This window comes from Frankia sp. CcI49 (assembly GCF_001983215.1).
In the GTDB taxonomy this organism is placed as follows: domain Bacteria; phylum Actinomycetota; class Actinomycetes; order Frankiales; family Frankiaceae; genus Parafrankia; species Parafrankia irregularis.
The window spans coordinates 198,345-218,974 of record NZ_MOWP01000027.1 but is presented as its reverse complement, the minus strand read 5'-3'; the positions used below and the strand labels follow the sequence as shown (position 1 = coordinate 218,974).

The 20,630-nt window shown below is 71.5% G+C and carries 15 protein-coding genes; 6 read left to right on the top strand and 9 right to left on the bottom strand.

From position 1 onward, the window contains the following. Nucleotides 1-25: 25 nt before the first annotated feature. The 5 genes from CcI49_RS24535 to CcI49_RS24515 all read left to right on the top strand — a co-directional run bounded on the left by CcI49_RS24535 (nucleotide 26) and on the right by CcI49_RS24515 (nucleotide 5,158). The gene (locus tag CcI49_RS24535; protein WP_083473950.1) at nucleotides 26-1,057 is read left to right on the top strand and encodes an ABC transporter permease; all 1,032 of its coding nucleotides are present in this window, start codon (nucleotides 26-28) and stop codon (nucleotides 1,055-1,057) included. Continuing rightward, entirely contained in the window at nucleotides 1,030-1,833 is an 804-nt protein-coding gene (locus CcI49_RS24530; protein WP_076829637.1) for an ABC transporter ATP-binding protein, read from the top strand. Before CcI49_RS24535 ends, CcI49_RS24530 begins: the two co-directional genes overlap by 28 nt. A 90-nt stretch (nucleotides 1,834-1,923) precedes the next feature. Next, nucleotides 1,924-2,589: a DUF4232 domain-containing protein gene (locus CcI49_RS24525; RefSeq protein ID WP_076829634.1), complete on the top strand. Its 666-nt coding sequence runs from the start codon at nucleotides 1,924-1,926 to the stop codon at nucleotides 2,587-2,589. 221 nt (nucleotides 2,590-2,810) lie between these two features. After that, the gene (locus CcI49_RS24520; RefSeq protein ID WP_076829631.1) at nucleotides 2,811-4,190 is read left to right on the top strand and encodes a WS/DGAT domain-containing protein; all 1,380 of its coding nucleotides are present in this window, start codon (nucleotides 2,811-2,813) and stop codon (nucleotides 4,188-4,190) included. Then, nucleotides 4,163-5,158 carry a prolyl oligopeptidase family serine peptidase gene (locus CcI49_RS24515; RefSeq protein ID WP_076829627.1) on the top strand — a complete coding sequence of 332 codons (996 nt, stop codon included), beginning with the start codon at nucleotides 4,163-4,165 and terminating at the stop codon, nucleotides 5,156-5,158. Before CcI49_RS24520 ends, CcI49_RS24515 begins: the two co-directional genes overlap by 28 nt. Before the next feature lie 69 nt (nucleotides 5,159-5,227). Here the strand turns inward: CcI49_RS24515 and mptB are convergent, their stop codons facing one another. Both mptB and CcI49_RS24505 read right to left on the bottom strand, forming a co-directional pair. Further along, nucleotides 5,228-7,477 (bottom strand): polyprenol phosphomannose-dependent alpha 1,6 mannosyltransferase MptB, encoded by a 2,250-nt coding sequence (mptB, locus tag CcI49_RS42195; protein WP_158230809.1) that lies wholly within the window; start codon nucleotides 7,475-7,477, stop codon nucleotides 5,228-5,230. Nucleotides 7,478-7,625: 148 nt separating this feature from the next. Continuing rightward, on the bottom strand, nucleotides 7,626-8,339 hold the full coding sequence (locus CcI49_RS24505; protein WP_076829624.1) for a TetR/AcrR family transcriptional regulator: 714 nt from the start codon (nucleotides 8,337-8,339) through the stop codon (nucleotides 7,626-7,628). 113 nt (nucleotides 8,340-8,452) lie between these two features. Between CcI49_RS24505 and CcI49_RS24500 the strand changes: the two genes are divergently transcribed. After that, the gene (locus CcI49_RS24500; RefSeq protein ID WP_241840216.1) at nucleotides 8,453-10,405 is read left to right on the top strand and encodes an MFS transporter; all 1,953 of its coding nucleotides are present in this window, start codon (nucleotides 8,453-8,455) and stop codon (nucleotides 10,403-10,405) included. A gap of 92 nt (nucleotides 10,406-10,497) precedes the next feature. Here CcI49_RS24500 and CcI49_RS24495 read toward each other — a convergent pair whose 3' ends face one another. From CcI49_RS24495 to CcI49_RS24465, 7 genes are all read right to left on the bottom strand, one after another. Continuing rightward, nucleotides 10,498-11,256 carry a YceI family protein gene (locus CcI49_RS24495; protein ID WP_054571379.1) on the bottom strand — a complete coding sequence of 253 codons (759 nt, stop codon included), beginning with the start codon at nucleotides 11,254-11,256 and terminating at the stop codon, nucleotides 10,498-10,500. A 119-nt stretch (nucleotides 11,257-11,375) separates the two neighbouring features. After that, nucleotides 11,376-13,070: a SulP family inorganic anion transporter gene (locus tag CcI49_RS24490; RefSeq protein ID WP_241840215.1), complete on the bottom strand. Its 1,695-nt coding sequence runs from the start codon at nucleotides 13,068-13,070 to the stop codon at nucleotides 11,376-11,378. Between the two features lie 171 nt (nucleotides 13,071-13,241). Then, nucleotides 13,242-14,126, bottom strand: a complete 885-nt coding sequence (locus tag CcI49_RS24485) for a DUF305 domain-containing protein (RefSeq protein WP_076829617.1) — start codon at nucleotides 14,124-14,126, stop codon at nucleotides 13,242-13,244. 119 nt (nucleotides 14,127-14,245) lie between these two features. Then, on the bottom strand, nucleotides 14,246-15,676 hold the full coding sequence (locus CcI49_RS24480; protein ID WP_076829614.1) for an FHA domain-containing protein: 1,431 nt from the start codon (nucleotides 15,674-15,676) through the stop codon (nucleotides 14,246-14,248). 252 nt (nucleotides 15,677-15,928) lie between these two features. Continuing rightward, on the bottom strand, nucleotides 15,929-16,363 hold the full coding sequence (locus CcI49_RS42190; protein WP_006541190.1) for a hypothetical protein: 435 nt from the start codon (nucleotides 16,361-16,363) through the stop codon (nucleotides 15,929-15,931). 28 nt (nucleotides 16,364-16,391) lie between these two features. Next, the gene (locus CcI49_RS24470; RefSeq protein ID WP_076829610.1) at nucleotides 16,392-17,993 is read right to left on the bottom strand and encodes a hypothetical protein; all 1,602 of its coding nucleotides are present in this window, start codon (nucleotides 17,991-17,993) and stop codon (nucleotides 16,392-16,394) included. 714 nt (nucleotides 17,994-18,707) lie between these two features. Then, the gene (locus tag CcI49_RS24465) at nucleotides 18,708-20,522 is read right to left on the bottom strand and encodes a glycoside hydrolase family 15 protein (RefSeq protein WP_076829608.1); all 1,815 of its coding nucleotides are present in this window, start codon (nucleotides 20,520-20,522) and stop codon (nucleotides 18,708-18,710) included. Nucleotides 20,523-20,630: the final 108 nt, after the last annotated feature.

The window sequence follows — 20,630 nt, the reverse complement described above, 5'->3', positions numbered from 1 at the left end:
GTACCCGGGCGCCGGCGAACACCGGATGGAGGATTCCGTGACCGAAGTGATCAGCGAGGCCGTCCCGCGCGTGGTCGACCGGTCTGCCGGATCCGCGGACCGTGACCGGGCTGGCGACGGTGCCCGCGACATCGGCGGCATCGGGGTTACGGCCCCGGGGGCGACGATCGCGGACGTGGCGGCCACGGGCGCGGGCGGGGCCACCGCCGCGGACGGGGCCACGGTCGCGGCGGTGCGGCTGGTCTCCGCGTTGGAGGATCCGACCGGAAAGCGCCACCGTGCGCGGCGCGCGCGGAGGATTCCGCCCTGGACCCGCCGGCTCGCCGGCCCGGCGCTGCTGCTCGTCGCCTGGTCGCTCGCGACCGGTCTGAACCTGGTCGGTGACCGTGAGCTGGCCCCACCAGGCGCCGTGGTCGGCGCGGCGCGCGAGCTGTGGAGCTCGGGCGAGCTCGCGGACAACCTCGCCACCTCCCTGTTCCGGGTGGCCTGGGGTCTGCTGATCGGAGTGGGTCTCGGGCTCGCGCTTGCCGTGGTCGCCGGATTCTTCCGGTTCGGCGAGGATGTCGTCGACTCCGCGATGAACTTCCTGCGCGCGATTCCGGTCATCGCGCTGCTGCCCCTGATCATCGTCTGGATCGGGATCGGCGAAGAGGCGAAAATCTTCCTGATCACAGTTGGTGTGACCTTCCCGATCTATATGAACACCTTCGCTGCGATCCGTGGTGTGGACATCAAGCTTGTCGAGGCGGGAAGTGCCTTCGGGCTCAGCCGCACCGGCCTGATCCGGCGGGTGATCATCCCGGGTGCCCTCCCGGGTTTCCTGGTCGGCCTTCGCTGGTCGATGGGTGTCGCCTGGCTGCTCGTGGTGTTCGCGGAACAGGTCAACACCGACTCTGGAATCGGCTATCTGCTCAACCGCGCCCAGGGCTGGAACCGGACCGACATCATGGTTCTCTGCCTGGTCATCTACGGAATTCTCGGCCTGCTCTGCGACGGCATCGTCCGTGTCCTGGAAAGGAGCCTGTTGTCATGGCGACGCGGATTCACGGGGACCTGACCGCGGCCGAGGACACCGACCCCGGCACCGGCACCCACACCGACCTGGGGGTCGCGGACGGCGCCGGCGCGGCGGTGCGGGTACGCGGGCTGACCCGGGCGTTCGGTTCCCGTGCGGTCCTCGACGGCCTCGACCTCACCATCGCACCCGGCGAGTTCGTCGCCCTGCTGGGGCGCAGCGGGTCGGGCAAGAGCACGCTGTTGCGGGTTCTCGGCGGCTTCGACGACGAGGTCACCGGCGAGGTGCTGGTCGCGCGCCGGCGGGCGGTGGTCTTCCAGGAGCCCCGGCTGCTGCCGTGGACCCGAGTGCTCGCCAACGTCATCCTGGGCCTGAAGGGGCCCGGCGCGGCCGAGCGCGGGCGGGCCGCGCTCGAGGAGGTGGGCCTGGGCGGCCGAGAACGCTCGTGGCCGGTGACGCTGTCCGGCGGTGAGGCGCAGCGGGTGGCGCTCGCCCGTGCGCTGGTCCGTGAACCGGATCTGGTCATGCTGGACGAGCCGTTCGGCGCCCTGGACGCCCTCACCCGGATCCGGATGCACGCTCTGCTGCACGAGCTGTGCACCCGGCATCAGCCCGCCGTGCTGTTCGTGACGCACGACGTCGACGAGGCGGTCCTGCTGGCCGACCGGATCCTGGTCCTTTCCGAGGGCCGGCTGTCGTTCGAGGCCTCGGTCGAGCTGGCTGCGCCGCGGCTGCGGACGGATCCGGCCTTCGCCGCGCTGCGCTCCCGGCTGCTGGCCGAGCTGGGCGTCCGCGAGCTGGCCGACGCCACGCACTGAACATCAGGCTCCGACCGCCAGGCGCTGACCGTCACGCCCGGATGGTCACGCGCGGACTCGGCGGTCCACGAGCAGGGTAGGCAGGTCTGCATGCGCACCACACCAGGCAGGCCTGCCCGTCTCCGCCTCGTCGCCATGATGTCGCTGGCTGTGTCGATTGCCGCGTCCGTCGCCGGTTGCGGGGACGCGGGTGACTCGACCGACAGCGCGAGCGCCTCCGTACCGACCTCCCCGGGTGCCTCCGCCGCGGTGTCGGTGCCGGCACTGACCCCGCCGCCGACGTCGAGCGTGGCCGGTACGGCACCCTCGACCGCCGCTTCGGGTGATGTGGCGGCGTGTGCCGCGGCAGGTCTCACCGCCGCCGTGGACGATCTTCAGGGAGCGGCGGGCCACATCTACGGCCGGATCGTGCTCACGAACACGGGTTCGGCCCCGTGCGTCGTCGCTGGGTTCCCAGGCGTCTCCGTGGTGGACGAGGCGGGACGCCAGATCGGCGCGGCGGCTGACCGGAACGGGCCGTCAGGTGCCCCCGTCACCCTGGCCCCGGGCGGGCGCGCCGGCGCGACCCTGGCCATCACCCAGCCCGGCCTGCTCCCCGGCTGCGAGAGCGCCGACGAGACGACCCGGGGAACCCGGCTGCGCGTCTACCCGCCCGAAAACCGGGCCAGCCTGCTGGCGGAGGTTCCCGGAGGCGTCCAGACCTGTCGTGATCCGGCGGTCCATCAGCTCGCCGTGAGTGCTTTCGAGCCGGTCTGAGGTATCCACTGGCGCGACAAACATCCCCATCTCCTCGAGGCCTGATTCGGGGAGGGGCGGGCGGTGCTCCGAGATCCGCCGGTAGGCAGGCGGGAGCTTTTCGCCCGAGCGGGGCCGGAAGGGGTTGTCGGCTCGCCCGGCACGGTGGGGCGGGTTACCTTTCCGGATGGTCTCCTGTCACCGGATCGCGAGTTCGCCCGCGGAGAGCGAGCGTGAAGCCGATGGACCGCATTCGCCTTCTCAATGCTTTCGACACCGCACTGCTCGAATACCAGCTGCTGCACGCGGATGTGCCGATAAACGTCAACTGCCTGCTGCTGGGGAAGGGCCCGGCGCCTGATATCGAGGTGGTGCGGGGCTGGGTGGCCGAGCGGCTGCGCCGGTTCCCGCTGCTCACCGAGCGGCTGGTCTGCGTGCCCGGTCGCCGGGCCCGCTACGGCTGGCGGGCCGACCCGGATGTCGATCTGAACCACCTTGTCCGGGAACACCCGGTGCTCCCGCCCGCCTCCGCGGCCTCCCCGGCGTCCCCGGCCTCAGTAGGCGGCGTGTGGGGCCTGGGCGCCGGGCCGGGGTTCAGCGGAACCGCGCTGCATGACTTCGTGGCGCGACGCAGTGACGAGGTCGTGTCGATGGCTGGTCCGCCCTGGCAGCTCTGGCTGCTGCGGTCCGCCGACGACACCGAGTTCGCCCTGCTCTACCGGGCGAGCCACATCCAACAGGACGGCACCGCGAAGAACCTCGTTCTGTCGGCGCTGTTCGGGGTCGGCTCCGATCCGATGGCGTTCGTGCCGCCGCAGCGTCGGGAGGCGGGGCGGACCCGGTCGAGGGAGGTCGGCGCCGCGGTCGCCCGCTCGTTGCAGTGGCTGGCGCCGACGGCTGGGCCGGCCTCGTTCGCCGCGCCCTGGCTCGGGCGGACGATCCACGGCTGGGAGACGACCTCCCTGTCGCTCCTCCGTTCGATCGGGACCCCCGTCGGCGGGACGGTCAACGACGTGTTCCTCGCGGCACTGGCCGGTGCGCTGCGGCGCTGGCCGGGTACCGGCAGGGCCACCGTCGGCCTGCCGGTGGCGATGGCGGTCAGCACCCGCCAGCCTGGGGAGCGCGCGATGCTGGCGAACTTCGTGGCGGGCGCGCGGATCGTCCTGCCGTGTGCCGAGGAGCTGCCTCTTGATCGGCTGCTGGCCGTCCGAGACAGGACGGATCGCCTCAAACAAGGCGGAACGCTCGGGGTGGGCGAGCGGCTGCTCTTCGAGTTCCTGCCGGCCCGGATCCGGCCCCGCCTCTTCGACGCCGGGCTGAGTGGACGCTCCTCCTTGCTGTCGGTCTCGAACCAGGCCGGCGCGCCCGGCCCGCTCGCCCTCGCCGGCCAGTCGATCACGACGGCGGTCCCCATTCCGACGCTGTTCCCGGGGCAGCGGCTCGCCTGCCACCTCAGCGGCCTCGGTGACGCCGTCAGCGTGGGCACCGCGGCGGACGCCGGCCTTCCTGGGGCCGGCGACCTCGCCCGCCTGTGGGTGGAGGAGGTCGGGCTGCTCGACGACGCCGTCCGGGCCCTGCTCGCAGGCAGCGGGCAGTGGACAGCGAACGGGCCGGCACGGTGACTGCCGCGCGCTGGTCGCGGGCCGCGACCACCCCGGTCGCGGCTGCGCTGATCACGCCGGTGCTGATCGCGGCCTTGCTGGCCGCGATGGCGCTGGTCGCCGGCTGCCTTCCGCCGCCGTCGGCCCGGGCCGACGGTCCCACCCGGGGCGCACCCGGAGATCATGTCGTCCGGCTGTGGCATGCGGGCATCGAACGGTGGGCCGTGGTGCACGTTCCGCCCACGGCTGGCGGCGGTCCGCGGCCGGCGCTGTTCCATTTTCCCGGCATGTTCGAGACCCCGCGGACAGCGGACGACTCCGCTCGGCTGACGTCCTTCGCGGACAAGGCGGGGTACCTGCTGGTGATCCCCGCGCACGAGGGGGTCGGCTGGCAGGGCGTGCCGGGCGGCGAGAACACGGCGACCGCGGATGATCCCGGCTTCATCCGTGCGCTGACCGATCTCGTGGTCGACGGCTACGACGCCGATCCGTCCCGGTTGTACGCCTCGGGGATGAGTAACGGCGGGCTGTTCGCCCAGGCCCTGGCCTGCCAGCGGCCCACTCGGTTCGCGGCGTTCGCCGTCGTGGCCGGGTCGGCGCCCCGGGTGGGCTGCCCGGCCGGGTCCACCGGCCAGCCGCCCCGGACCCCGATGCTGGTCATCCACGGCCGGGACGACAAGATCATAAAGTATTCCCAGGCCGAGGCCGGAGCCCGGTACTGGGCGCTGGTGGACGGCTGCGCTGACACCACCGTCGACACCCCGCTCGCCGACCGGCGTCCCGGCGACGGCACGACGGTGGTCCGGCATGACTTCACGGGCTGTTCGCCGGCCGCTCCGGTGGTTCTCTTCGAGGTGGTGGGCGGCGGTCACGTCTGGCCTGGCGGAGTCCCGATGTTCTCGGCGGCGGTCCTCGGGCGCGATACCGGTGACCTGGACGCGAACGACGAGATCTGGCGCTTTGTGGCGCGTTTCAGGCTGCCTGCCTGATCAATCGGGCAGACCACGGGCAGATCACACATACGCTGCGAACGAGGGCGAATCCATCCGCCACGTCGATCAGGCTGGTGGGATCTGCCCGTTGCCTGCCGGCCGCCCGCGGTCTGTTCGCCTGATCGCCGAAAGGAACCGTTCTCGATGATGGCAGTCGTGGGAATCACCGGCCACCGTGCCCTTTCGCCCGCCGTCGAGAAGTACACGGTCGCGCGGACCCGTCGGCTGCTCAGTCGCTATCCGTCCGGGGACCTCGTCGGGGTGAGCTGCCTGGCCGAGGGGACCGACAGCATGTTCGCCGATCTGGTGCTCAGCCTCGGCGGTCAGCTCGTCGTGGTCGTGCCCGCCGGAAACTACCGCGACTTCCTGCCCCCGGAGCACCGACCCGTGTACGACCGGCTGTGCGTCGCGGCCAGCCGGGTCGGGAAGCCGCTGGCGCCGGAGGTGGACCTGGAGGCGTTGATGAGCGCCAGCAGGGCGCTGGTCGACGAGGTGGACGAGCTCATCGCGGTCTGGGACGGTGAGCCCGCGCGAGGCTACGCGGGCACGGGTGACGTCGTCGCCTACGCGCGGAGCAGAAACAAGACGGTCCATGTCGTCTGGCCCGCCGGGGTGACCCGGGACTGACCGCCCCGGGGCAGCCAGCCAGCGCGCGGTGCCCGCGGCCCGCTGCCTGAACGCGATGACGAGCGCCGCTGCCGTGACATAGCCCGTGACCGCCACGACGGGTCCGTTGGAGCGCACCCATCTCAGCATCTCGGGGTGGTCGGCCAGTAGCAGTGAGCATTGTTGGAGCGCGAGGAACGAGCCGGCGAGGGTCGTGCCCAGCACGACCAGACGGTTCCGCCCGGTCGGCGCGATGGCCAGCAGAATGAGGCCCCACACCAGATACCAGGGATGAAGCACCGGTCCGAGCAGGGCGAGGGTGAGCATCGCCCAGCCCGCGGTGTCGGCCACGGGCCGGGACGAGATGGTGACGAACAGCCTGACGATGATCACGGCGCAGGCGGCGAGAGCGAGAGCCTGGGAGAGGCTCAGCAGGTGGTCCGGTGTCCGTGGGGCACCGGCGGCATCCAGGATCCGGCCGAGGATGTGGGCGAGGATGCTGGTGGGCGAGTACCCGGTGGGCACGGTCGTAGGTGTCGCGGCCGATCGAAGCCAGCCGAGACCGTCGGGCACGAGAGCCGCGAAGCCCGCCGTCGCGAGCAGGACCACGGCGACGTCGCACAGCGCGGTGCGAAGCCGCCGCGCCAGCGGCGGTGCCTCCGTCGCCTCGCCGGCTGTGGGTGTCGCCGGTGGCGCCAGTGCGTCGGCTGCCGCAGGTGCGTCGGCTGCCGCAGGTGTGTCGGTTGCCGCAGGTGTGGCGGCTGCTGCGGGTGTTGCGAGTGCCGTGGGTGTGGCGGGTGGGTGGCCGCGCAGGCGCGGCTCGGGGGCGAGCTGCCAGGCGACCACCGCCGCGGCCGCCAGCGCCGCCGGCCATTTCACGGCCGCGGCCGCGGCCAGCAGCACCAGGCCCAGGGTGCGCCGGCCGCGCCGGATGGCCACCAGGCCGATCACCACCAGGGCCATCATGATCGCTTCAAGGTGGATGGCGCCGAGGAGCTGGAACAGCACGATGGGGTTCCCGACCGCCAGCACCAGGCTCTCCGCTCGCCGCTGGGGTGCCGCGAGCGCGAGCACACCCGCGGCGACCAGCGCGACGCCGGCCAGGGTGAGCAGGCGCAGCACCACCACCGCACCGATCAGACTTCCTCCGGTGAGGGTGTGCACCGCCCGGAACACGGCCAGTGCCAACGGCCCGTACGGCGCCAGCGACGATCGCCACAGCGGGTCGACCGCCGTGATCTGAGGACTGCCGAGCGGCAGCGCGACCGGTGCCGTGCTGTAGGGATCGAGGCTGGTGGCGAGCATCATTCCGTGCGCCGCATAGCTGTAGACGTCCAGGCTGAGGATGGGTGGGCCGAAGGTGACCGGCACCATCCAGAGGGCGAGGAGCATCAGGCCGGCCCGCGGGGACAGGCGGTGCGACTCGGCGAGGACGTACGCCCGTACCCAGGCCGCGAGCGTGAGCGCGATCCCGCTGATGAGCAGAGCCGGCAGTACCGACATCGAGTCGGTGCTCACCGGGTTGAGCAGCCCGCCCCAGGTCGTCGGCGGTTCGGCCAGCGGCTGCCGGGCCAGGCGCCCGCCGGTGGCCACGACCAGGCAGGAACCGACCAGGCCGAGGAACGCCACGCCGGCCAGCCGGGGGCGCACGAGTCGCTCGGGTCGCCCGCGGGCGCCGCCGCGCGCCTGCGCCCGGCGCGCGGCCCGCATCGATGACACGGAGCGTGCCGGTAACAACGCCCAGGCAGGCACAAGGACCAGATTAGGCCGATCAAGATGACGCCCCGGCTAAGTCGCCGCGAACACAACCGCTCGCGGGGCTGCCGGTCAGGGAGACCGCCGGATTCAGGTACCGGGTTCAGGCGTCGGGCTGGTAGGTCCGTTCGATTCCGTCGAGCAGCCAGGTCAGCGCCTGCTCGAACCGCTTCGCCGCGAAGGGGGAGCTCTCGGCCAGCACCCGGGCGAGGTGGGGGAACTCGCCGGAGGCGAGGAGCGCGCGCAGCGTGGGGTCGGCGTTGATCCGGCGACGCAGACCACAGTGTGGCCGCGGAACGTCGGCCCCGATGGCCCGGGCCGCCAGCTCCTGCGTGGCGCACCCGATGACCAGGTCGTCCACCGCGTGGATGATGGTGCGCTGGGCGGTGGGATCGTCGGTGATCTCGGCCGCGATCGTCAGTACCTGCTCCATGTGGCGGAGCCGGTTGGGCCCGAGGGCGGGGCGCAGCCCGAGCGCGACCGCCCAGGGATGGCGCAGCAGGGATTCGCGGGTCTGCCGCGCGACGCGGGTGAAGCCGGTGCGCCAGTCGGGGCCGGTGTCCTCGACGAGGCACTCGGCGAACTGTGCGTCACGCATCAGCACCAGCAGCGTGTCCTTGTCCTGGACGTGGGTGTAGAGCGACATCGTGCCGACGCCGAGGGCAGCGGCCACATTCCGCATGGACACCGCGTCGAGCCCGTCGGAGTCGGCTATCTCCAGCGCCACGGCGACGATCCGCTCCGGGGAGAGGGTGCCGCGTTGCGAGGCCTGCCGTGGGCAGGCGGGCCTGGTCGAACTGACCTCTGCGGTGCTCATCCCCATCCCGCCTCGACGCTGTCCGGAATTCATTTGTGGACGTACAGCGTACGACGTAGGCTCGACCGGTGCACCGTACGGTGTACGGGAACAAGCGGCGGGCGGGAGGCGCAATGACGCAGGACCACGAGGCGGCGACTCGGAGCACCGTGATCGGTGACGAGCCCGAAGGCGGGGATTCGTCCTCGGGCGGCGAGCCTGCGGAGCTCGTGGCGGACGCGGAGCCCGTGGCGGACGCGGAGCCCGTGGCGGACGCGGAGCCCGTGGCGGACGCGGCCGAGGGTGTTGGCGTGGCCAAGGGTACGGCGGCGTCCGAGGGTGTCGGTGCGGCCGAGGTCGCGGGAGCGGCTGGCGGTGCCAGCGCGGGTGAGGGCGCCGTCGCTGGCGAGGACACCGGAGCCGTGGAGGCTGCCATCGCGGTTGCAGTTGCTGCGGAAGGCGACCTCGAAGCGGCGCAGGGCGATGCCGGTGTGGCCGTGGGCGATGCCGGTGCGGTGGAGGATGCCGGCGGTGCGGTGGAGGATGCCGGCGCTGGCGACGATGCCGGCGCTGGCGACGATGCCGGCGCGGGCGTGGTGGCGGCGGAGCGCACCGGTGGCAGCGGTCGCCGGGCGCCGGCCTGGGCTGTGCTCGCTGTGTGCTGCCTGGCCCAGTTCATGGTCGTGCTGGACGTCTCGATCGTGAACGTGGCACTGCCGTCGATGCAGACGGACCTGGGGCTGAGTGCGTCCGGTATGCAGTGGGTGGTCAACGCCTACACCCTCGCGTTCGCGGGTCTGCTGCTGTTCGRCGGGCGTGCCGCGGACCTGTTCGGGCGGCGCAGGACGTTCATCACCGGGCTCGCGGTGTTCACTCTCGCGAGCCTCGCGGGTGGTCTCGCCACCAGCGAGGTCACGCTGATCGTCGCGCGTGCGGTGCAGGGGCTGGGTGGGGCGGTGCTGGCGCCGGCCACCCTGAGCGTGCTGATGACCTCGTTCCCGGATCCGCGGGAGCGGACCCGCGCCCTTGGCATGTGGAGCACGACCGCGGCGGGTGGTGGTGCCCTCGGTGCGTTGGCCGGGGGAGTGCTGACCGAGATCGCGGACTGGCGCTGGGTCTTCTTCGTCAACGTCCCGATCGGGGTGGCGCTGGTCGTCGGGGCGCGGGTGGCGCTCACCGAGTCCCGCGGCCAGGCCCGCGGAGCGAAGGATCTCGACATTCCCGGCACCATCACCGTCACCGCGGGTCTGGTGGCGTTGGTCTACGGCATCGTGCGCACCGAGTCCAGCAGCTGGGGCTCGCCGGTCACCGTCGGTTGCCTGATCGCCGCCGCTGTCCTGCTCGCCGTCTTCGTGGCCATCGAGGCGCGGACGGCGAACCCACTGGTTCCGCTGGGGGTCTTCCGCCGGCGGGCCCTGCGCTACGCGAACCTGATCATCATGGTGATCGGGACCGTCATGTTCGGGCTGTTCTTCTTCCTCACCCTGTATCTCCAGCGGATCCAGAACATGGGCCCGCTGGAGGCCGGCCTGGCGATGCTGCCGATGCCGATCATGATCATCTGTGGTTCGCAGCTCAGCTCACGGATCATCGGGCGCGTCGGCCCACGGCCACTGATCATCATGGGTTCGGCGATCGGTGCGCTGAGCATGGGTTGGCTCGGCAACCTGTCCGCCGGCGGCTCCTACTGGGCGGAGGTCTTCGGGCCACTCGTGCTGATCGGCCTCGGCATGGGCGTGAACATGGTCGCGGTGACCACCGCGGCGACGTCCGGTGTGCCGCCGCAGATCGCCGGCCTGGCCTCGGGGCTGCTCAACACCGGCAGGCAGATCGGTGCCGCGGTCGGCCTGGCGGCGCTGACGACCATCGCCGACCATCACACCGACGGCCGCCTTGCCGCCGGTGTGACGCCGGCCGAGGCGCTGACCTCGGGGTATGCGCTTGGATTCTGGATCGCTGCCGGACTGCTGATTCTCGCCTGCCTGATCGCGGTGCTCCTGCCGAACCGCCAGGCGGCAGCCGCCCTGGCCGTCTCCGAGCAGCGCCGCGCCGAGCCCGAGCGGACGGCGATCACCGCCGAGGCGTGAGCCGTGCGGCCCGGCCAGGTGCTGTGCGGCCAGGTGCTGTGCTGTCAGGTGCCGTGAGGTCGGTAATCGGGTGAGGCGTGCTCGCGTAGGACTTACTGGGTCGCCTCGTCGCGCGCGAGCTTCAGCGAGACCTCCATGATTCCGTGGTCCTCGGTCGAGATGCCCGGAACGCTCGGGTTCGGGATGTCCCAGTCCGCGAAGGTCACCGGGATCTGGCCGACGATCTGGATCTGCTCGCCGGAGCGCTGGGCCTGCAGGTCCATGGTCACCTCGCGCGGCTTGCCGCGCAGCGTCAGGGTTCCGGTGGCCTTGTATGTGCGCTTCTCGCCCGCGGCCGGCAGCGAGCCGAGATCGACCGGGCTGGTCAGGGTGAACTCCGAGGTCGGGTAGGCGTCGACATCCATGATCCGGTTGCGGAACTGGTTGTCGCGGCGGTCCTCGTCACTGCGCACCGTGGCCATCTTGACCTCGAACGCCGCCTCGGTGAGCTCGTCGTCGGCGATGGTCATCGTTCCGGAGACGTCCGAGGTGCGGCCCGCAGCCGTGGTCTTCTGGCCGAAGAGGACCTCCTCGACGCGGTAGCCGGCCTCGGATCCGTCGGTCACCTTCCAGGTGCCGTCGGCGGCGCCGGGTGCGGTCGAGACGGCGGTGCCGCCTCCGGTGGACGCCGAGCCGCTGCCGGTCGAGGTGCCGGCGGACTGGTCATCGAGCGAGAACTCCTCTGGCGCGTCCTCCTTGATGACGTTGATGTAGAACGCGGTGCCGCCAACGACCAGAACGGCCACGGCCACCACCGCGCCGACGATGAGAAGCGGCCAGCGCCGCTTTCTGTGGGGCGTACTTTCTGCCACCGAGCACCCGCCTTGTCAGGTCCGACTGTCGCTGGCGGCAATGTTGCACATACAACCTGAGTAAAACCTGATGGCGCCGCGTCGGGGGCGTGTCGAGGGCGCGGCGGTTCGGGATCGGCCTACCTGCGCGCGGAGCCCGGATCCGGCCCGCCGTCCGGGACGTCCCTGTTCGCGTCGGATGTCATTTCGGGCGCGGGCGCGGGCGCGGCCGCTGCCGTGGAGGCGGCCTCAGCGCCCTCGGTGCGGCCGGGTGCGGTGGCGAGCGCGGCGGGTTCCGTCGCCGAGAAGCGGGTGAGCATGGTCGCCGTCGCTCCGCTCGCACCCGCGAACCGGACCGTGATCCCGCGGTCGCCGAACTTCTGCCGGACGTCGTCCAGCGCGGCGACGCCGGCGGAGTCCAGGATCTGCACCTCGGACAGGTCGATGGCGACCCGCGCCGGGTCGTGGGCGTAGTCGAAGGCCGTCACCAGGTCGTTCGAGGACGCGAAGAACAGCGGGCCGCTGACGGCGTAGATCCGTTCGCCGCCCTCCGGGTCCAGGACGCTCGTGACCTTGGTGAGGTGAGCGACCCGGCGCGTGAACAACAACGCCGACAGCACCACCCCGACCAGCACGCCGTAGGCGAGGTTGTGGGTCGGTACGACCACCGCCACGGTCGCCACCATCACCAGGGTCTCGGAGCGTGGCATCCGCCGCAGGGTGGCCGGGGCCACGCTGCGCCATTCGAAGGTCATCACCGAGACCAGGATCATGACCGCGACGAGAGCCGACATCGGGATCACACCGACGATCGCCCGCAGCGGGACCACCAGCAGGAGCAGGAACGCACCAGCGGAGAACGTGGAAAGCCTGGTCCGTCCGCCGGAGGAGACGTTGACCATCGTCTGGCCGATCATGGCGCAGCCGGCCATGCCCCCGAAGAACCCGTTGACGATGTTGGCGATCCCGAGGCCCCAGGACTCCCGGTTCGCGTCGTGGGTGCTGTCGGTCATCCGGTCGACGATCTGCGCCGTGAGCAGGGTCTCCAACAGGCCGACGGCGGTGAGCGTGACGACATACGGGCCGATGATCCGCAGCGTCTCCCAGGTCATCGGCACCGACGGGAGCCCTGGCACGGGCAGCGAGCTGGGCAGGCTGCCCTCGTCCCCGACCGTGGGCACGGAGAGGTCGAAGGCGACCGTGGTCAGCGTCAGCAGCGCCACCGCCACCAGCGGCGGCGGGACGGCCCGGGTCAGGCGGGGAACGACGAGCAGGATGGCCAGACCCGCGGCCACCAGCGCGTACACCGCGGGGGACTCGCCGAGCACATGAGGCATCTGCGCAGTGAAGATCAGGATCGCGAGCGCGTTGACGAAACCGATCATCACGGTGCGGGGCACGAAGCGCATCAGCCGCGCGACGCCCAGGCGGCCGAGGACGAACATCGTCACACCGACACAGATCGTGGTCGCCAGCAGGTAGTCCAGGCCGTGGTCGCGCACCAGCGGAGCCGCGACCAGCGCCATCGACCCGGCCGCCGCCGAGATCATCGCGGGCCGCCCGCCGGTCACCGCGATGACCACCGAGATCGTGAAGGAGGCGAACAGGCCGACCTTGGGGTCCACCCCGGCGACGACGGAGAACGAGATCGTCTCCGGGATGAGCGCCAGCGCCGTGACCAGGCCGGCGAGCAGCTCGATCCGGATCACGCGCGACCCGGGCCAGGCGATCCCGGAAAACCGTGCCCGCGGGCGTGACCCTGCCCGCGACCGTGCCCGCGCGAGAAGCGGGAGACGGGTCGCCGGCGAGGGCTGGCCCAGGGACATGTCAGGCACGCTGAGGTCTCACACCGTTGGGGAGGAGGRACCGGTCGCCGGGCGTCGGTCCGTGCGGCGGCGCGCCCGGATCGGAAGCGGGTGCCCAACTCTTCCGGTAGGTCAGATATGACGATACAAAGTGCCCGCAAAACGGGTGGACGGGCCCTCCGCTCAGGCCGCTCAGGCCACTCAGGCCCGGGGAGCGCCGAGACGCTCGAGGTCGGCCTGCATCTGGGTGATCTCCCTGTCCTGGTTGCCGACCATCGCCCGAGCCAGTGCGCGCACCTTGTCGCTGTCCGCGTGCAACCAGGCGTACTGGGCCATCTCGATGCCACCGCGGTGGTGGCGGATCATCAGGGTCAGGAACTGGATGTCGAGATCCCGGCCGCTCGCGCCCGCCAGCCGGGCGAGCTCGGCCTCGCTCGCCATCCCCGGCATCCGGACCGACATGTCCGCGGAACCGGCGTCAGCCTCGGCGCCGGCGCCCATGTCCATGCCCTCGTGCGCGCTGTGGCCGCCGTCGCCGCTGTCACCGGCCATCCAGGCCATGGGCTCGCGGGCGGCGGTCTCGGTACGGCCCCAGCCTGACAGCCAGGTGGCCATGATGCCGATCTCCCGCTGCTGGCCCAGGGCGATGTCCTGCGCCACGCTGCGGATCGCGGCGTCGCCGCCGTGGCTGAACTCGACCATCGCCATCTGCACGGCCTGCGAGTGGTGCTCGGACATGTCCCGGGCGAAGCCGACGTCAACCGAGCTGTCGGCCGGCGGCCGGTCGATCAGCGCGCGGATGCCGGCACCGGCGGCGAGCAGACCGACGACCGCGAAGAGGACGAGCGGAGTCCACCAAAGCCGGACCCAGACGGGTGCGCGGTAGTCGGCGACCGCGGAACCAGCAGCGGTGCCGCCCGTGGAACCAGCCGCGGTGTCGGCCGTGGAACCAGCCGCGGGATCGGCCGGCAGGTCAGCCGCCGGCCCTTCGGCATCGGTGACCTCGGAACCCTCGGTCGCTCCGTCGGTGGTCTTGCTCGCTGGTGGCATGGCGGACGCGCCTCGGTCCTCGTCGGCTCGGTTCATCGCCATCCAGTGTGACCCATGGGCGGGCATGGGTGACGGGCGAAGCGCCAGGAGCGCGGCAGGTCACCCGGCCCGTGGCGGGCGGGCCGACGGCCTGCCTGCCACGGGCCGGACGGCCCTCAGATCTGAATGTGCGAGTTGAAGACGAACGTCCGCTTGCCGACCTGCACCCGGGTGCCGGGCACGAGGGGCGCGGGCTGGTGCGGGCTCAGCGGAGTCCACACCGTCGCCTCCGGCGGGGCGATGTAGGTCCCGTTCGCCGATCCACGGTCGGTGATCACGGCGTCCCACCCGTTCAGCGTTATGACGGCGTGCACCCGGGAGACCGCGCTCTCACCGTCCTCCACGGGCAGCGGCCGGGCGTTGCCCGCGCGCACCGCCTCGTCCCGGTCGGGCTGGCGCCCGATGACCAGGTCCATGTCGACGTTGACGGTCTGCCCGTCGTCGAACACCAGGACGCCGACCGGCGGGCGCGGGCCGAGGACCGTCCGGTTCGTCTGCTGAGCCAGGGAGATACCGCATTCGGCGCAGTACGGGGCCAGCGGATGGTTGAAATGACCGTGGGCGCACAGGATGCCCTCGACCTGCGGCTGCGCCGCGTCGGGCAGCATCGTCGCGGCGTCGTCGTCCTCGATCAGATCCGACACCGTGAAGCTCTGGTCGCCGGGCAGCTGGGTGACGGCGTCCTGGTCGTCGTCCAGGTCGTCGGTGAGATCGTCGTGCCGCTGCCGGCGTGCGAGCAGTTCGTGTTCCGCGAGCGCGGTCGGGGGATCCTCGTCGAGCTCGTCGAAGTCCGCCGCCTGCGTCGGCTCGGCCGCCGCGACCAGCCTGCGGTGGACCTCGTCGTCCTGGCTGCGCAGCGGGATCAGCGGGGGCGGTGCGGTCGACAGCGGGTCGGGCAGCCGAGTGCCCGGAGTGGGGATGGGGGCGGCCCCCGTCATCGGCTCGCGCGGTGAGTCGAACCCGGCGAGGAACCCGTCGGCGCCCGCGGCGGCGGAGGACGCGGTCAGCGGGCTGGCGTCGGCCGAGATCAGGCTGACCCCGATGCCGGGCACCGCGCCGATCCGCAGATCCAGCGGGAAGCCGAGGTCGTCGAGACCGGTGAAGCCGGAGCGGGGCGCGCCGTGCAGCGTGTCGGTGGGGCCGATGTCCACCCGGGAGATCTCGGCTGGCAGCAGGCGGTCGACCCAGATCGCGGAGTCCATGCCGGAGAGGGCGACCGGTGTGGGGCCGGTGGCGACGACGTCCATGGCTCCGTGGATGAGCACGAGGATGCGGCTGTTGGACGTCGTGAGCAGGCCGAAGGCGGGCACCCGCTCGGCTTCGGTGTTGAACAGCAGCGCGCCGGCCTGACGGACGAGCGCGGTACCCGTCGCGCTGGCCTCACCGGCGGCGTCCGCGCACAGGGCGAGCAGCCGCTTGGTCGTCTCGATGGTCTCGGGCCGGGCCACGGAGGCCACGACAAGCACACCGGGCAGCCTTACGACCACGCCCGGCTGCCCACTGTTGCCTGCCCCGACCACGACCCGGAAACGGTCTAGTCCCGCCATTGCCTCGCCCTTCGCCGCTTACCCGCGTGGTGCAAACGGTACCGATCTTCAGACTAGCGGCACCCGCGCGCGTCGTACGGTACTTATCCTGCCGCGTTGACCGCCGCGGGAACCCGATATGTCTCTTCTGCACGCTCGGTCGGGCCGTCTGTGCGGCCCGGCGGGCCGCCGTGGTAGCGCGACCTGGCCGGGCGCGACGTAATCGCCAGAGCACCTGAAGGGCCACATTTGTGGATGTCGACGGGACGGTGGTCAGAGCAGGCGCCCGCCGTGGAAGCGCCACCGCAGGAACGGGACGCGCATCGGGCCGTTCGCACAGAGCCACACGCCGACCCAGACGACCCCGAAATGGATCACGAAGGCGCTGCCCGCCAGCCCGGCCGCGCCCGGTACCGCGTCCGCCCGCACCGCCAGCCAGACCAGCAGTCCCTCGTTCAGGGCTGTGAGCAGGCCGAACATCGTCGGCCAGTCCTTCTCCCACCGGAACTGCTGCAGGCCGTGGTAGGCGAGCTCCCAGCCCAGCCCGAGCAGGGCGACAGCGAACAGCACACCGAAACTCGCCCGGTAGGCGGTGCCGAGCGGTGCGTCGACGGGCAGCAAAGGAGTGACCAGGACTGTCAGAACAACGCCGACAGTGGCGAGCAGGAACAGCCGGGTCTGAAGTCGTCCGGCCAGTGTCGGCACCATGGTTCGATTTCTCCGATCGGGTACGACGTCAGACCGGCTGGTTGCGCATCCAGCGCGCCCATTGGGACACCGAACGTGCTACCCCCAGGTGGGGTACGAATCCCTGCGAAGCCAGGTCGTCACAGATTTCCTGGGCGGCGATCTGCAGTCCCAGGAAGGTGTCCACGCCCGGGAAGTAGCCGCCGAGGGTCGCTGCGCCCGACGCGTAGAGCCGCCCCGGGCCGCTGCGTGTGCCGCGGACCTCGAAGGTCCGTTCCACATCGAGGCGCCCGAGCGGGTTGTGGCCGGCGCCGGAGTGGTCGAGCAGGTCCGCCAGGACCCGGTGCTCCCGGATGTCGGCGACGAGGCCGGTGGCGTCGATGACGTAGGCCGCCGGGATCTCCAGCATCCCGTCGGCGGTGCGGACGCGGGTGACGACCGTCCCGTCCGTTCCGGGGGCGAGCCGTTCCACCTCGCCGACCCTGGTGACGTACCAGCCCTCGTGCCGGCCGCGGGCGAGCTGTGCCTGCCACCGGCGCCGCCGGGGGGTGTTCGTCCCGCCGATCGTGTCGTAGAGCGCCTTGCGCTCGTCGCCTTCGAGCGTTCGCATGCGGGCCTTGAGCTGGCCGCCCCAGACCGACTTCGGATAGTTGAAGCCCTGGTAGGCCCACCCGTCGCCGCCGCGGCGGCGCATGAACACGCTCGGGCCGTGGGAGCCCCGGACGTAGGTCCGGAACAGGTGCACGATGTGCGTCCCGGCCTGGTGTCGGTCGCGGTCGGTGATCAGCCGGTCCAGAATGCGCGAGGCGACGATGCCGGCCCCGCGGACGACCACCGTCGCCGGCCGCCGGATGAGCTCGTCGTAGACATGCTCGTGGGGCTCATAGGCGTTGACGACCCGCCGGACGTCCCCGTAGCGGGACCGGTACTCCTGCAGGTCCGGAAGGAACTTCAGGCCCGGGTAGCCGACGCCCAGATGGACGTGCTGGCTGCGGAACGCCACCCGGCGGGTCGAGGCGTGGCCCTTGGGCGGTGTGATGATCGTCAGGTAGCCGCCATCGGCACGGCGGCGCACCATGCGCACCTGACCGGAGACCAGCATCTCCCGGTAGGAGATCCGGTCCGCCTCCCGCGCCATGCTTTCGAAGACCGAGCCGATTCTCGGGGTGAAGTAGTCCGAGAACACCGGCTCGGTGGYCACCTGCCACAGCGGCGCGAGAAAGCCCCGCAGGCTGCGGGCAGCGAACGCCTCGCGCACGGCGTAGGACGGGAAGGCCCAGATGTTGTCCGGGGTCGACCCCGAATCCGAACGAATCCGCTCGTGGTCGGGGATCTGGGACACCCGGGTCAGGTAACGGTAGGTCTGCCACGGGTGGTCGATGTTGGAGAGCACCCGGATCGCCGAGGTCGGAGCCCCCGCGATACGCAGATAGTCCACGAGTACGAACGAGCCGATCCCGCCACCGACCGTGACCAGTGACGTGTCGTGGACGGGGATGCCCGCCTCGGCCAGCATGCGATCCGTCCACACCGACGTCTCGAGCAGCTGGGGAGTGAGGTCACCGCGGACGGGCGGCTCGCCGACTCGTGCAGACCCGGCCGCGGCGGGTGCCGGTGCCGGCGGCGCGGCCGGGCGGGGCGGAGGTGGCACCGGCCGCGCCGGAGCCGACGGCGGCCCTGGCCGAGCCGGAGCCAGAGCCGGTGGCGGCCCTGGCCGAGCCGGAGCTGGAGCCGGCCCGGGCCGGGCTGGGCGGGCTGAGGGTCGTGCGGCCCGGCCGGGCGGCTGGGCGGGGCGGGCATGGTCCGGCGGAGCCCCGGGCGTCGCCGAGCCGCCGAGCACGGTCGTGGGCCCGTCGACAGCCTCGTCGGAGCCGCCGTGGGAACCATCGCCTGGACCGCTGCCGCTGCCGCTGCCGAAACCGCTGCCGCTGCCGAAACCGCCGTGGCGCGGATCCCGGTCGCCGGGAAAGTGCGCGCGGTTCACCCTTGGGCCTCCTCGGTCCGACGCGTCCAGCCGGCGGACCGGCGCCTGCCGGGCATGAGCGCACTGCCCGATCGGGATGTCACGATAGGTGACCTCACCGCGGAATCCGGCGAGATGTCCGTGGTAAGACAACACACGGGCCCGCGCCGCCCGCACACGCCGCCCGCGCGGTCATCCCGCGAGGCCCGGTCTCGGCCAACTACTGGCGTGGCCACGGACCATGGGGGCATTGACGGGATTTGGCCACCATCCGATGTCGCCCGGCGACCATGGGGAGCTGGAGGCGCTGAAGAATCGGAAGATCAAGGGATTTTGGTCGTCCTGACGACCAAAATTCCATGATCTTGTCCGGTGGCAACCGCCAGGCGCGGTGGTGGGCGGCTAGGGGAGTGCGCGGTCCAGATGGATCGCCGCGCTGATCAGCGCCAGGTGGGTGAACGCCTGCGGGAAGTTGCCCAGGGCCTCGCCGGACGGGCCGATCTCCTCGGCGTAGAGGCCCACATGGTTGGCGTAGGTGAGCATCTTCTCGAAGACCATGCGGGCCTCGGTGATGCGCCCGGCCCTGGTCAGCGCCTCCACGTACCAGAACGAGCACAGGTTGAACGTGCCCTCGTCACCGGTGATGCCGTCGCTGCCGTCCGCGGCGTAGCGCCGGACCAGGCTGTCGCTGACGAGCTCGGTGCCGACCCGGTCCAGCGTCGAGAGGAACCGGGGGTCGGTGGGGCCGGAGAACTTCACCAGCGGCATGCACAGCAGCGAGGCGTCCAGCCGTGGTGAGCCTGGGAACTCCATGTAGGCGCCGTTGCGCGGGTCCCAGGCCTCGTTCTGGACGAAGCGGTAGGCCCGGCCGGCGTGCTCCTTCCAGTCGTTGGTGGGGCCGGGCAGGCCGCGCTGCCGGGAGATCCGGCATGCCCGCTCGAACGCCACCCAGGTCATGACGGCGGAGTAGGTGAACCGTTGCCGCCCGCCACGGGTCTCCCAGATCCCCTCGTCGGGCTGCTCCCAGTGCCGGCCGAGCCAGTCGAGCTGGCGCCCGAGCGCCTCCCAGAGCTGGAAGGAGATCGGGACCCGCTTGTTGTACAGGTAGACCGAGTCCATCAGCTCGCCGTAGATGTCCAGCTGGAGCTGGTCGGCGGCGCCGTTCCCGATCCGGACCGGCTTGGATCCGCGGTAGCCCGCGAGGTGGTCCAGCACGATCTCGTCCAGGTCGGCGTTGCCGTCGACGCTGTAGAGCACGCGCAGCCCGCGGCCCGGAGGTGCCTCCTTGCAGCGTTGTTCCAGCCAGTCCATGAAGGCCGCGGCCTCGTCGGTGAAACCGAGGGCCATCAGCGCGTAGGTCGTGAACGCGGCGTCGCGGATCCAGGTGTAGCGGTAGTCCCAGTTGCGCACCCCGCCGAGCTCCTCCGGCAGGGAGGTGGTCGGGGCCGCGATGAGTGCCCCGGTCGGGCGGTACACGAGCAGCTTCAGGACCAGGGCGGACCGCAGCACCATCTCCCGCCAGCGGCCCTGGTAGCGGCCCCTGCGCAGCCAGGTCTGCCAGTACGACAGCGTCCGGGCGAACATCTCGTCCGCCTCGCCGGGCGCGAGCGGCCGGATCCGCGAGTTCCACTCCAGCACGATTTCGGACGTCTCGCCCATGGCCAGCTCGAACGCGCAGGTGACCGCGGTGCCCTCCACCCGCAGCGGCAGAGCCGTACGCAGGACGAGGGTGCCGGCGGCCGACTCGAAGACCGCCCCGGCCCCGGGCACCAGGGTCACCGTGTGCGACGCCCGTCCATAGTCGAAACGGGGGTCGCAGCGCAGGTTGAACCCGGCGGTGCCGCGCACGGCGCGTGCCTGCCGGACGATCACGTGAGGCGTCTCGGTGAGGTCGTTGTCGACCGGGACCATGAAGTCCACCACCTCGCCCACCGAATGGGGGGTGAGGAAGCGGGTCATCAGGATGTTGGAGTCGGGCAGGTAGAGCTGCTTGGCCTTGGACCGGGAGCAGTGGATGCGGAAGGATCCGCCGCGGTCGGCGTCGAGCAGGCTCGCGAAGACGGAGGCACCGTCGAAACGCTGCGGGCAGTACCAGTCGATCGTGCCGTCCGTGGCGACGAGGGCCACGGTGCGCAGGTCGCCGATGACCGCGTGTTCCTCGATCGGCGGGTAACCGTTCGATGGGTAGCTGCTCGGTGGATGGTCGGATCCGGGCATGCAGTTCTCCGCGCGTGGGAGGTCCGGGCGTGGCCGGAGCGGCGGGCGGGTGCGGGAGGTCCTCGGTCCACATCGGCGGGGTCAGCCGAAGGTACCTCGCCCGGGCGG